Genomic DNA, 12,928 nt, shown 5'->3' with positions numbered 1-12,928 from the left:
GGGGACGACGACGCCGCGCCAGGGTGTCACACGCAGCTCGCCGTCGCCGTCCCGGTCGGCGGTACGGGCCAGGAGCCGGCACTGGGCGGCGGTCAGCCGCCCGAGCGGGGCGGCGACCGACAGGGCGCGCGAGCCGTCCGGGCCGGTGACCGTGCCGGGCTCCACCGGCGGGCCGAGCGGGAGCGCCGGGCGGGGGAGCGGGGTACAGGCGATGCCCGCCGCCGCGAGCCGGTCCGCGAGCCGGGCGGTGCGGGGCCGTGCGCCCGGGGGGAGTTCGCGGACCCGCCAGGCGCGTCCGCCGCTCTCGCCCACGGCCGTCAGGAACTCGGCGGCCGCCAGCGCGGCCGCGCGGGGCGCGTCCGCGGCGGCGATCCGCAGCCCGGGGCCGGTGGTGCCGAAGCACAGGACGGCCCGGTCCGGACCGCTTGCGATCAATGTCACATCGGGTGCGAGCGCCACGATATCGCCCCGCCCGTCGTCCAGTCCGAAGAGGAACCGGCCCGACAGACCGGACAAATCGATGAAATCGCCGGCCAGTGACGGCACTTCGGTGCCGGCCGGCTCGCGCGTCGGTCCCGGCGCCGCCTCGCGCACCCGTACGCCGTCGGCGCACAACAGCGCGTCGAGCTCCCGGGCCCACGCCTGCACGTCCACCCGTCCGCCGGGCCCGCCGCTCCGGATGCCCGACTCATCCGGTTCGCCCTGCGTGTTCTGTCCCTTTTCCTCGTCCGGCCCGTCCCACTCGTCCCGCCCGTCCAGCCCGCACAGCGGTGACGCGGCCACGTTGCGGATCCGCTCGTTCCGGTCGGACGGCAGCAGGCCGGCCGCGCGCAGTAGCCCGCCCAGCTCGCCGCCGCACCCTTCCGCGAGGCCGCGGATCTGCACGTTGCCGCGCGAGGTGATGTCGAGATTCCCGTCCCCGAGCCGCTCGGAGAGGCCGGCCAGCACCTCCGCCTGACGGGCCGTCAGCAATCCGCCCGGCAGCCGGACGCGCGCCAGCGCCCCGTCGTCCGCGGCGTGCAGCCGCAGCGCGCCCGGACAGGCGTCGCCGCGCTCGCGGACCGGCCGTCCGGCGGCCGCGGCGGCACTGCCGGAGCCATCCCGGTCCGCGGGGGATGTGGGGGTGACGGACATGGCGGCGAGCATACCGACGATCACACCCGGTGCACCGTCCCACAGGGCATCTGCCAGCGCTTACTATGCTCAACGGCGGACCGTTCTGCTTTTCCGGTCCACCACAACGCCAGCGACGGCGACAGGGGAGGAAGCCGGTGGAACTCCGGCACGGTCCCGCCACTGTGAGCACGGCAGCGATGCCGCGCGAGTCAGGAACTCCCGCCGTCCTCCAACCGCCCGGGGCGCGGACCCCGAGGAAGGCTGCCGCCGCATGCGCACGTCCCGGTCCCGCGCGCCCCGAGTGACCCTCGAAGCCCTGGGGAGCGCCGCGTGATCCTTCTCCTGTCGACCTCCGACACCGACCTGCTCAGCGCCCGCGCGGCCGGAGGCCCGGTCCCGTACCGGCTCGCCAACCCCGCCCGGCTCGCGCTGGACGACCTCCCGGAGCTCCTGGAGGGCACCGACCTCGTCGTCGTGCGCCTCCTCGGCGGCATCCGCGCCTGGCAGGAGGGCCTGGACCAGCTGCTCGCCGGAGACCGGCCCGTCGTCGTCCTCACCGGCGAACAGGCTCCCGACGCCCAGCTGATGGAGGCGTCCACCGTCCCCATCGGCATCGCAGCCGAGGCCCACGCCTACCTCGCGCACGGCGGGCCCGCCAACCTCGAACAGCTCGCCCGGTTCCTCTCCGACACCGTGCTGCTCACCGGCCACGGCTTCGAGGCGCCCGCCGCCGCCCCCACCTGGGGCCCGCTGGAGCGCGCGCCCCGGCCGGACGCCACCGGCCCGGTGATCGCGGTGCTCTACTACCGCGCCCACCACATGAGCGGCAACACCGCCTTCGTCGACGCCCTGTGCGACGCCGTCGAGGACGCGGGCGGCCGCCCCCTCCCGCTGTTCGTGGCGTCCCTGCGCGCCCCCGAGCCCGGCCTCGTCGAGGCGCTCGGTACCGCCGACGCCGTCGTCACCACCGTCCTGGCCGCGGGCGGCACCAAGCCCGCCACCGCCTCCGCCGGCGGCGACGACGAGTCCTGGGACGCCGGCGCCCTCGCCGCGCTCGACGTGCCGATCCTGCAGGCCCTGTGCCTGACCGGCCCGCGCAGCGCCTGGGAGGAGAACGACGAGGGCCTCTCGCCGCTCGACGCCGCCACCCAGGTCGCCGTCCCCGAGTTCGACGGCCGCATCATCACCGTCCCGTTCTCCTTCAAGGAGGTCGACGAGGACGGCCTGCCCGCCTACGTCGCCGACCCCGAGCGTGCCGCCCGCGTCGCCGGCATCGCCGTGCGCCACGCCCGCCTGCGCCACATCCCCGCCGCCGACAAGCGCCTCGCGCTCGTCCTCTCCGCCTACCCCACCAAGCACTCCCGCATCGGCAACGCCGTCGGCCTCGACACCCCCGCCAGCGCCGTCGCCCTGCTGCGCCGCCTGCGCGAGGAGGGCTACGACTTCGGCGACGAGGCCGTTCCGGGACTGGAGTCGGGCGACGGCGACGAACTGATCTACGCCCTCATCGAGGCCGGCGGCCACGACCAGGAGTGGCTCACCGAGGAGCAGCTCGCCCGCAACCCCGTCCGCATCCCCGCCGCCGACTACAAGCGCTGGTACGCGAAGCTGCCGCAGGAGCTGCGCGAGTCCGTCGAGGAGCACTGGGGGCCGCCGCCGGGCGAGATGTTCCTCGACCGCAGCCGCAACCCCGAGGGCGACATCGTGCTGGCGGCCCTGCGCCGCGGCAACCTCCTCATCCTCATCCAGCCGCCGCGCGGCTTCGGCGAGAACCCCATCGCCATCTACCACGACCCCGACCTGCCGCCCTCGCACCACTACCTGGCCGCCTACCGCTGGATCGCGGCCTCCGCCGACGACGGCGGCTTCGGCGCCGACGCGATGGTCCACCTCGGCAAGCACGGCAACCTGGAGTGGCTGCCCGGCAAGAACGCCGGCCTGTCCGCCGCCTGCGGCCCCGACGCCGCCCTCGGCGACCTGCCGCTGGTCTACCCCTTCCTCGTCAACGACCCCGGCGAGGGCACCCAGGCCAAGCGCCGCGCCCACGCCACCCTCGTCGACCACCTCGTACCGCCGATGGCCCGCGCCGAGTCCTACGGCGACATCACGCGCCTGGAGCAGCTCCTCGACGAGTACGCCGCCATCTCCGCGATGGACCCGGCCAAGCTGCCGGCCATCCGCGCCCAGATCTGGACCCTGATCCAGGCCGCCAAGCTCGACCACGACCTCGGCCTGGAGGACCGCCCGGACGACGACGGCTTCGACGACTTCCTGCTGCACGTCGACGGCTGGCTGTGCGAGGTCAAGGACGCCCAGATCCGCGACGGCCTGCACGTCCTGGGCGGCGCCCCGACCGGACCCGAGCGCGTCAACCTCGTCCTGTCGATCCTGCGCGCCCGCCAGATCTGGGGCGGCACCGCCGCCCTGCCCGGCCTGCGCGAGGCCCTCGGCCTCGACGAGTCCGCCGCCACCCGCACCACCGCCGACGAGGCGGAAGAGCAGGCCCGTACGCTCGTCCAGGCGATGGAGGACGCGGCCTGGGACCCGGCGGCGGTGAGCACGGTCGCGCACGGGCAGCCCGGACAGGTCGCCGCCATCCTCGACTTCGCCGCCCGCGAGGTCGTCCCGCGCCTGGCCGCCACCACCGACGAGCTCGACCACGCGGTGCACGCCCTGGCCGGCGGCTTCGTTCCCGCGGGCCCGTCCGGGTCCCCGCTGCGCGGCCTGGTCAACGTCCTGCCGACCGGCCGCAACTTCTACTCCGTCGACCCCAAGGCCGTCCCCAGCCGCCTGGCCTGGGAGACCGGCCAGGCCCTGGCCGACTCCCTCCTGGAGCGCTACCGCACCGACAACGGCGAGTGGCCGAAGTCGGTGGGCCTGTCGCTGTGGGGTACGAGCGCGATGCGCACCGCCGGCGACGACGTCGCGGAGGCGCTGGCCCTGCTGGGCATCCGCCCGGTGTGGGACGAGGCGTCGAGGCGGGTGACGGGCCTCGAACCCCTCTCCCTCGACGAGCTGGGCCGCCCCCGCATCGACACCACCCTCCGCATCAGCGGCTTCTTCCGCGACGCCTTCCCGCACGTGATCGGCCTCCTGGACGACGCGGTGCGCCTGGCGGCGTCCCTGGACGAACCGGCCGAGCGGAACTACGTCCGCGCCCACGCCCAGGCCGACCTCGCCGCCCACGGCGACGAACGCCGCGCCACCACCCGCATCTTCGGCTCCCGCCCCGGCACGTACGGCGCCGGCATCCTCCAGCTCATCGACAGCCGCGACTGGCGCACCGACGCCGACCTCGCGGAGGTCTACACCGTCTGGGGCGGCTACGCCTACGGCCGCGAACTGGAGGGCCGCCCGGCCCGCGAGGAGATGGAGACCGCCTACAAGCGCATCGCGGTCGCGGCGAAGAACACCGACACCCGCGAGCACGACATCGCCGACTCCGACGACTACTTCCAGTACCACGGCGGCATGGTCGCGACCGTGAAGGCGCTCAGGGGCACGGCCCCCGAGGCGTACATCGGCGACTCCACCCGCCCGGAGACGATCCGCACCCGCACCCTGGTCGAGGAGACGTCCCGCGTCTTCCGCGCCCGCGTGGTCAACCCCCGCTGGATCGAGGCGATGCGCCGCCACGGCTACAAGGGCGCCTTCGAACTCGCCGCCACCGTCGACTACCTCTTCGGCTACGACGCCACCACCGGCGTCGTCCCCGACTGGATGTACGACAAGCTCGCCCAGACCTACGTCCTCGACCCCGAGAACCGCGCCTTCCTCCAGAACGCCAACCCCTGGGCCCTGCACGGCATCGCCGAACGCCTCCTGGAGGCGGAGAGCCGCGGCATGTGGGCCAAGCCGGACGCGGAGACGCTGGAGGAGCTGAAGCGGGCGTTCCTGGAGACGGAGGGCGAGCTGGAGGGGGAGGAGTAGCCCGTCCGCGGATCCGGTGCGCCTGCGGCGGGCGGCCTCGAACGCCGGCCGGGCTGGATCTGCCGGGCGTTCGAGGCCACCACGCGTCAGCGCGGTCCGGGGCCCGGGGCGGGGCCCCGGCAACGGCGCCCGGCCATTTTGGGCTGACCCGGTCGCTCACTAGGATCTTCGGATGATCATCACTAAACGCCTCGCGGCGGGCGCATGCGCTCTGCTCGCCGCGCTGGCCGTAGGACTCACCCCGGCGAGCGCCGCCGACGAACCTTCGAAGGACTCCCCGAAGGTCGAGCTCGTGCTGGACGTCAGCGGGTCGATGCGGGCCAGGGACGTGGACGGCCAGTCGCGCATGTCGGCCGCCCAGCAGGCGTTCAACGAAGTGATCGACGCGGTGCCCAGCGGGGTGCGGCTCGGGATCCGGACGCTCGGGGCCGACTACGCCGGTGACGACAAGGCGACCGGCTGCCGGGACAGCAAGCAGCTGTACCCCGTCGGTCCGGTCGACCGGACCGACGCCAAGACGGCCGTCGCCACGCTGCGGCCGACGGGGTGGACGCCGATCGGGTACGCGCTGCGCGGCGCCGACCAGGATCTGGGGACGGACGGCGGTACGCGCCGGATCGTGCTGATCACGGACGGCGAGGACTCCTGCGGGCAGCCCGACCCGTGCGACGTGGCGCGCGAACTCGCCGCCAAGGGCACGCACCTGACCATCGACACCCTCGGCCTGGCGCACGACGACAAGACGCGTGAGCAGCTGAGCTGCATCGCCGAGGCCACCGGCGGCACGTACACCTCCGTGCAGCACAAGGACGAGCTCTCGGGCCGCATCAAGCAGCTCGTACGCCGTGCCGAGAAGCCCGTGGAGACCCCGAAGCCCACCGAGGGCGCGAGCGAGTGCTCCAAGGCCCCCGACCTCGGCGCCGGGATCTGGACCGACCGGGAGAAGTTCTCCGAGCACCGCTGGTACCGCGTATCGGTGAAGCCCGGTCAGGAGCTGCGCGCCGCGGTGAGCGTCGGCGCGGACCGCGCGGTCGACCGTGACTACGGCGTGCTGCTGCGCGCCGTGACCGAGGGCGGCCAGGAGCTCGTGCGCGGCAGCGACGCCGGCAGCGGGCGTACGGACGTGATGTCGTCCGGACTGCGCTACCCCATCGGGGAGAAGAAGGACGACAAGAAGCCGCGGACGGTCTGCCTGGAGGTCTCCAGCTCGTTCTCCGCGCCCCCGTCCGTCAAGCGTGACCCGGGCCTGCCCGTCGAGCTGGCCGTCGATCTCGTGAAGTCCCCGGACAACCCCTCCGACCTGGCCGCCTTCGGTCTGGGCCGGGGCTGGGTGCTGCTGGCCGTGCTGGCCGTGACCGGGCTGCTCGCCGGGCTGGTGTGGGGCTGGGTCTCCCGCTGGCGCGTCGCGGTATGGAGGGCGAACTGATGCGTGCGACCCGTGTGATGACCTCGGCGCTGCTGGCCGGCGCCGCCCTGTTCGCCTCGGCGGGAGCCGCCGCGGCCGACGGGCCGAGCCCGAGCGCCTCGCGGAGTGCGGAGGAGGCCCCGACGGAGGCCGGTACGGGCTTCCGTACCGCCACCCCCGTCGAGCAGGGGCAGAAGGCGACGGCCGACGCCTCCACCGGTGACTACCTCTACTGGCAGGTGCCGGCCGGCGCCGGGCAGAACGTGACCGCCAAGGCGGTCGTCCGGCTGCCCGAGGCCGCCTCGCGGCACGGTGCGGCCACCTGGCGGCTCGACGTCTTCGACGGGCTGCGCCGCCGCCAGGCGTGCGCCTCCGGCGAGCCGGCCGAGCGGGCGGGGCAGCAGGCCGCCGAGGTGACGCTGACCTGCACGCTGCGCACCGTGCGGCCCTGGTCCGAGCGCTGGGCCGACGACCCGCTGCCGGGCGCGTACTACCTGCGCGTCACGGTCACCGACGTGCCCGACGAGGACCTCGGACTGCCGGTCAAGGCCGAGGTCCAGGCGACCGCGAAGGACGCGGGCGGCGCGCGCGCCGAGGGCGGCGAGCTCGCCCCGCTGCACGCGGCGGCCGTCACCGAGCCGGACAGCGGCTGGAACGGCGGTTGGTGGAGCGGCCGCTGGGGATGGACCGTGGGCGGAGCCGTGCTGGGCGCCCTCGCGGCCGTCGGCGGCTACACCCTGACCCGCCACCCCCGCGGCCGGGCCTAGCCGAGGGCCGGTGACGGCGCCCACGGCCTTCCGGCCGTGGGCGCCGTCGTGCGTCACGGCTTCGTCGGCGCGTCCCCCTCGACGGCGTGCAGGTACAGCGCCAAGAGGTCTTCGTTGAAGTAGGAGCTGTACGAGATGTCGGGGGTGTCGCCGCCCGTGTGGTAGCCGCCGATGACACCGATCAGCACCGGTCCGGCCGGGCCGCGCACCAGGAACGGGCCGCCCGAGGTGCCGCCGACGTAGCCCGCGCAGGCGATCTCCAGGAAGTCACCGGGAGCCTTGGGGTCGGTGCTGGTGTAGCGGTGGGTGGACGAGCGGCAGTCCAGCGGCTTGGGGTACTTCGCGTCGCTGCTGCCCGGATAGCCGATCAGCCGTACGTCGCGGTGCGCGTACCCCGTACGGACCGCGAGGTCGAAGCCGCCGACCGCGCTCTCCACCCGGGAGCCGTCGGCGCGGGGCCCCAGCCGGACGACGGTGAAGTCCCAGCGGGCGCCGCCGTCCGTGCCCAGGTCGTAGTACCGCTGGTCGATGTGGATGCTCTCGACGGGGAACACGCCGTGCGGCTTGAGCCCGTCGTGGTACTGCGGCACGAACGACAGCCGCCGCTTGGGGTCCGGCGAGCGCAGGCAGTGGGCCGCGCTGACGGCGAGGTCACGGTGCGGGCTCCTGACCACCGTGCCGCCGCAGAACCGGCCGGTGTTCGTGCCGTCCGTCCAGAAGAACGTGCCGACCTGCGGAAGCCCGTCGAAGGGGTGGCTCGGTGGTACGGGCTCGCCGGCGGTGGGGCCGGGCCGCCGGCGTTCCGCGGCGGCCGGCCGCGCGGCCGCCATCCGTTCGGGTGTCCAGTAGGCGCCGGCCGAGGCGGCCGTGGCGCGCCGCCCGCCACCGGCGTCCGCGCCGAGCGCGGCCGGTCCGGGAACGGCCATGGCCAGCAGCCCGGCGAGCGCGCCGACGAGGCCGCGGAGGGCGAAGGGGAGGCCGAAGGGTCTTCTCATGGGACGGTTCCCTCTCTCTGATGCGCTCTCCGACGCCCTCTCCGGTGCGCCGACGAGGGCGACGAGGGCGGTGGGGAGCGATGGGGACGGCGGAGGAAAGGACACGTACGGGGCGGGCGTGTCATCGTCCTACCGCCGGGCGGCCGTGACGAGACGTCGGCGCGCCAGGCCGGGCCGGATTCGCCGGTGCGGTCGGGGCCAGGGCACGGGGCGCGCGGTAGCCTGGGGCGGCACGGACGTGTCCGCCGGCGAGGTGGGGGAGTTGGCTGTGATGGTCGATCCGGTGTCACTGAGCGCGATCACGACCGCGGTGACCGCCGCCGCGGGTTCCGTCGGAACCGAGGCGGGGCGGCAGGCGTGGGGGTCCCTCGCCGAGCTCGCCCGCCGGGCCCTCGGCCGGGGACGGACCGAGGACGACGGCGGCCCGGCGCCGGTGCTGCCCCTGGACCCGCGCGACGAGGACCAGGTCCGGTCGCTGGCCGCGCTGCTGTTCGCGCGGGCGCTGGAGGATCCACGGTTCGCCGAGGAGTTCCGGGGCTGGGCCGAGCGGGTCCGGCCGGGTCTGTCGGTCGACAACAGTCAGGTGACGAACACGGTCTCGGGCCAGGCCCGGGTCGGGACGCTGGTACAGGGCCGGGACATCGACTGGACTTCGGGCTGCTGAGGGGCTGAGGGGCTGAGGGGTTGATGGGGGTCGCCCCTCAGCCGGCCGTCAAGAGGCGATGCACACCGCCGCGGCGTGGGAGATCCCCGCGGCCGAGGCCGCGAGGACGAGGGCGGACATGACGACGGCGCGCCGGATGGTGCTGTACACGTGCGTGTCCTCACTGTTGTTCCGGGGGACGTTGGCCAAGTACTTGACACAACACGTGTAGTTGTAGCTGATCTCGAACGACCTTGCAGGGCTCGGCAGGAAAAACGTGCTCGGCAAGCGGCCGTGCGTCAGGCACCTTGATCAAGGTGATCGAGTTCGACCGATTCCGGATCAATGGAGTCCGATCCTGATCTGCCCAGTCGGTCCCGGATCGCCGCCGCCTCCCGCCGCAGCTCGCCGGCCTCCGTCGGTGCCCCGGTCGCCAGCCGGAGCTCGGCCATCCGGTCGAGCGTCGTCGCCTCCTCCAGGAGTGCCTCCATCCGCCGGTTGATGGCCAGGGTGGCCGTCAGATGCTCATCGGCCTTGCGGAAGCGGCCCGTCCGCAGCTCGGCCAGGGCGAGGTCGCGCAGGGCGTGGGCCTCCTCCTGGGTGGCGCCGATCCGGCGGGCGAGGGTGAGGGCGGCCCACTGGTGGGCCAGGGCCTCCTCGTCGTACCCCGCGCAACTCAGCGCCTGTCCCAGTGTGTTGAGGGCGATGGACTCGTGCCGCCGGTCCGCCGTCCCCCGGAAGGTGGCCAGGGCCCGGCGGCACAGCGCCAGCGGCCGCTCCGGGTCACCCGAACCCATCAGTTCGCGTGCCAGGTTCATCTCCACCGTCGCCCGGTAGGCGCGGCTCCCTCCGGCACGGGCGAGGGCGAGGGCCTGCGAGTAGGCGCGGGTCGCCCGGTCCGTGAGCCCGAGCAGCGCGTAGATCTCCCCGCAGTTGTTGAGGGTCTGGCACTGGCCGCGCCGGTCGTCGACCTCGCGGAAGCGCGCGAGGGCGTCGAGGAAGCAGCCCAGCGCCTGCTGGTGCCGTCCCAGTTCCAGCAGGATGATGCCCATGTTGTTGAGGCTGCGCGCCTGCTGTAATCGGTTGCCGGACCGCATGTGGAGCGAGAGCGCCTCCTGCTGGTAGGCCAGTGCCTCGTGGTTGCGCGCGGTGTACATGTGGGGGAGCGCCAGGTAGTGCAGCGCCTCCGGCTCGGTCTCCCGGTCGCCGGTGGCACGGGCCAGGACCAGCGCCCCGCTCGCGCTCGCGATGGCCTCCTCGTACCGTGCCCCGATGAGGCGCGCCACGCTGAGGTCCACCAGCGCCCGTGCCTCGGCCGCGGGCTCCCCCGCCTGGTGCCAGTGGGCGGCGGCCCGTTCGTGCAGCGGCTCCGCCACCCTCCACAGGCCCTCGGACTCCAGGAAGCCGCCGAGCGCGTGGACGAGGAGCGCGGCCCTGCGCGGCGGGGCGTCGCGGGCGGCGTGGTCCAGGGCCGCCAGCAGGTTCGTACGCTCGGTGGCGAACCACTCCTGCGGGCCCGCCGGGTCGAGCCACGAGGGTGCTTCGGCCGGCCGCCGGTCGAGGGTGACGGCGGTCCGCGGGCGGTGCGGGAACAGCATCCGGTCGGCGCGGTCGGCGCAGTCGAGGCAGAGGTCGAGCAGGCGGTCGACCGCCCGCCCGTCGGAGCCGCCGTCGTCGCCGGGCCCGGTGTCCGTGAGCGTACGGGCGTACTCGCGCAGCAGGTCGTGGATGCGGTAGCGGTGCGGGCTCGGCTCCTGGAGCAGGTGGCAGTTGAGGAGGTCCTCCAGGACGCGTTCGGTGTCGTCGAGGGAGAGCCCGGTGAGCGCCGCCGCCGCGTACGCGCCGAACTCCGAGCCGATGTGCAGGCTGAGCCGGCGGAACGCGGTCTGCTGCACCGGCGTCAGGGACCGGTAGGAGAAGGCGAAGGTGCGGGCGAGGTCGCGGTAGCCGTCGCGGATCTCGGCGAGCCGGGCGGGGCGCGCGAGCCGGTCCACCAGGTCGCGCGCCGTCCACGAGCCGTGGGAGAGGAAGCGGCTGGCCGCCATCTCGATGGCGAGCGGGAGATAGCCGCACAGCCGGACGATCTCGGCGGTCTCCGCCTCCTCGGCCGGGCGCCGGGCGCCCACCCGGTCGTGGAAGAGGTCGATCGCCTCCGCCCGGCACAGCACGTCCAGCGAGACGGGCCGGACGCCGGGCAGGCCGGTCAGCCGCCTGCGGCTGGTGACGATCACCTGTGAGGGCGTGGCACCGGGCAGCAACGGCCGTACCTGCTCGGGGCCGGCGGCGTCGTCCAGGATGACGATCGCGCGCCGGTCGGACAGCATGGTGCGCCACAGGGCCGTCAGATCGTCCACGGCCGGGGGCAGGCCGGCGGCGGGCACGCCGAGGAGGCGCAGGAGCTGACCGAGGGCGGCCTCGGGACCCAGCGGCTCCTGGAAGGACGCGTGGGCCCCGAGGTTGAGGTAGAGACGCCCGTCGGGGAAGCGCTCGCGCAGCACGTGCGCGGCGTGCACGGCGAGCGCGGTCTTGCCGACGCCGCCCATCCCGTCGATCGCCTCCAGGGCGACGACGCCGCGCGGGGTGCCGGCCGCCGGGCTCAGGGCCGTGGCGAGGTGGCGGAGCTCCGTCGACCGGCCGACCCAGGGCACGTCGTGGGGGAGATTGTCGGGTACGGCCGCCCGTTCCCGCTCCGGGAGCGCCCTGTCCGCGCGTGGCAGGAGCTGGACGGCGGGAGCGCCGTTGAGGATGCCGTGCTGGACGCGCCGGAGCTCCTCGCCCGGGTCGGTGCCGTGTTCGGTGACCAGCCGGTGGGTGACCTCCCGCAGCAGGTGGGTCGCCTCGGCGGTGCGGCCGCAGCCGTGCAGCGCCAGGGCGAGCCGGGCGGCCAGCGACTCGTCCGTGGGATGCCGGGCGGCCGGCGCCGACAGCGCCGCGACGGCGTCCGCGAAGCGGCCGAGCCGCAGGTCGAGGCCGGCCCGGGTGAGGGCGGCCGCCAGGTGCGCGGCCTCGGCCGTGGCGCGTACCTCCTCGGCCCAGAAGCCGGTCAGGCCGGCCAGCGGCTCGCCCCGCCACAGCCCGGCCGCCTCGTCGAGGAGCCGGAGCGCCTGCTGGGTGTCGCCGCCTCCGTCCAGGGCCCGGGCCCGCGCGGTCAGGCTCAGGTAGCGGCGCAGGTCGACCGTCTCCGGGTCGGCCTCCAGGACGTAGGTGTGGGCGTGGTGGGCGAGGGCGGGCGCGTCCGGGCCGCCGACCTTGCGCAGGGCGGCGCGGATGCGGGAGGCGTACGTGTAGAGGCTTTCCCGGGCGCGCGGCGGCGGGGCATCGTCCCAGACGCGGTGGACCAGGGTGTCCAGGCTCACCGGGCGGCCCACGTCGTACGCCAGGGCCGCGAGCGTACAGCCCGCCTTGCCTGACCCGAGCCCGCAGCGCCGGCCGTCGGCCCGCAGTTCGATGGTGCCCAAGAGCCGGATGTCCATCTGCGCCCCTTCCCCCGGGACGTCCATTCGGACGATGAGCATGACACAGCGTCAAACTTTGGTGCCAGGTGGTGAGGGAGTGGCCTTGAATCGCCGATTGCGCCGTCACACACGATCGGAATCGGTCTGGGAGGGGTAGAGCTCGGGCCAGGGATTGCCGAATGGCCACGTCGTGTGCGTTGCGCCGGCGCGGCCGTGAGGGGGGAGGGGCATGGCGGCGGAACCGATGGGGGAGCGCGAACTGACCGACGCTGTCGTCCGCACGTTGTCGCCGGGGGTGGCGGAGGGGCGGCCGTTGTGCGGGGTGGTGGGGGCGGAGGGACGAAATGGATCCGAGGGGCCGGAGGGAGCGGTCGACCCGGTGCGCACGGCCGCGCGGCAGGCGCTGGAGCGGCTGACCGGGCCCGCGCGCCGGGAGAACCCGGCACTGGCCGCGGCGTGGGAGGCCGCGACCGACAACAGCCCCGAGCGCCTGGCGGACCTTGCCCACGAACTGCTCCGCGCCCGCGGTGGCGCATTGCGCGAGGCGGTCCGCGCATGGCTGCACGCGTACGGGCCCGCGGGGGCGGCTCGCGCCGAGGCGCGGGGTGGCCCGGGCG

The 12,928-nt window shown here is 74.7% G+C and carries 7 protein-coding genes, 1 pseudogene and 1 riboswitch; of the genes and pseudogenes, 5 read left to right on the top strand and 3 right to left on the bottom strand.

All coding sequences use genetic code 11. The features are described from left to right. The coding region (locus J7E86_RS26680; RefSeq protein ID WP_251019727.1) for a hypothetical protein at positions 1 to 1,134 on the bottom strand (1,134 nt) is incomplete at its 3' end. Between the two features lie 77 nt (positions 1,135 to 1,211). Then, positions 1,212 to 1,358, top strand: a riboswitch (cobalamin riboswitch). An 88-nt stretch (positions 1,359 to 1,446) separates the two neighbouring features. On the opposite strand from J7E86_RS26680, the gene cobN reads away from it, so the two are divergent. The 3 genes from cobN (at position 1,447) to J7E86_RS26665 (ending at position 7,218) form a co-directional block, all read left to right on the top strand. Beyond that, a complete protein-coding gene (gene cobN / locus J7E86_RS26675; protein ID WP_215085065.1) occupies positions 1,447 to 5,046 on the top strand; it encodes a cobaltochelatase subunit CobN in 3,600 nt (1,199 codons plus the stop codon). 172 nt (positions 5,047 to 5,218) lie between these two features. Continuing rightward, positions 5,219 to 6,472, top strand: coding sequence for a VWA domain-containing protein (locus tag J7E86_RS26670; RefSeq protein WP_215085063.1), 1,254 nt, complete (start codon positions 5,219 to 5,221; stop codon positions 6,470 to 6,472). Continuing rightward, the gene (locus J7E86_RS26665) at positions 6,472 to 7,218 is read left to right on the top strand and encodes a hypothetical protein (RefSeq protein ID WP_215085061.1); all 747 of its coding nucleotides are present in this window, start codon (positions 6,472 to 6,474) and stop codon (positions 7,216 to 7,218) included. The genes J7E86_RS26670 and J7E86_RS26665 overlap by 1 nt, the downstream gene beginning before the upstream one ends. A gap of 53 nt (positions 7,219 to 7,271) precedes the next feature. Here J7E86_RS26665 and J7E86_RS26660 read toward each other — a convergent pair whose 3' ends face one another. Next, positions 7,272 to 8,213 carry a serine protease gene (locus J7E86_RS26660; protein ID WP_215085059.1) on the bottom strand — a complete coding sequence of 314 codons (942 nt, stop codon included), beginning with the start codon at positions 8,211 to 8,213 and terminating at the stop codon, positions 7,272 to 7,274. 238 nt (positions 8,214 to 8,451) lie between these two features. On the opposite strand from J7E86_RS26660, the gene J7E86_RS26655 reads away from it, so the two are divergent. Further along, positions 8,452 to 8,877 (top strand): hypothetical protein, encoded by a 426-nt coding sequence (locus tag J7E86_RS26655; RefSeq protein ID WP_308312737.1) that lies wholly within the window; start codon positions 8,452 to 8,454, stop codon positions 8,875 to 8,877. Between the two features lie 278 nt (positions 8,878 to 9,155). On the opposite strand, the gene J7E86_RS26650 is transcribed toward J7E86_RS26655, so the two are convergent. After that, the gene (locus J7E86_RS26650; protein WP_251019726.1) at positions 9,156 to 12,371 is read right to left on the bottom strand and encodes a BTAD domain-containing putative transcriptional regulator; all 3,216 of its coding nucleotides are present in this window, start codon (positions 12,369 to 12,371) and stop codon (positions 9,156 to 9,158) included. Between the two features lie 169 nt (positions 12,372 to 12,540). Here J7E86_RS26650 and J7E86_RS31695 point away from each other — a divergent pair. Further along, positions 12,541 to 12,928 (top strand): annotated as a pseudogene (locus J7E86_RS31695) (hypothetical protein); the annotation flags it as partial.

The sequence above is a fragment of the Streptomyces sp. ISL-11 genome (genome assembly GCF_018614525.1).
Taxonomy (GTDB): domain Bacteria; phylum Actinomycetota; class Actinomycetes; order Streptomycetales; family Streptomycetaceae; genus Streptomyces.
The sequence above is the reverse complement of the archived record's forward strand: the minus strand, read 5'-3'. Positions and strand labels throughout refer to the sequence as shown.

Bases quoted from the DNA above. Each gene is read 5' to 3' on its own strand.
- J7E86_RS26670 (WP_215085063.1), top strand. From the start codon at position 5,219: ATGATCATCACTAAACGCCTCGCGGCGGGCGCATGCGCTCTGCTCGCC.
- J7E86_RS26660 (WP_215085059.1), bottom strand. From the start codon at position 8,213: ATGAGAAGACCCTTCGGCCTCCCCTTCGCCCTCCGCGGCCTCGTCGGC.
- J7E86_RS26650 (WP_251019726.1), bottom strand. From the start codon at position 12,371: ATGCTCATCGTCCGAATGGACGTCCCGGGGGAAGGGGCGCAGATGGAC.
- J7E86_RS26665 (WP_215085061.1), top strand. From the start codon at position 6,472: ATGCGTGCGACCCGTGTGATGACCTCGGCGCTGCTGGCCGGCGCCGCC.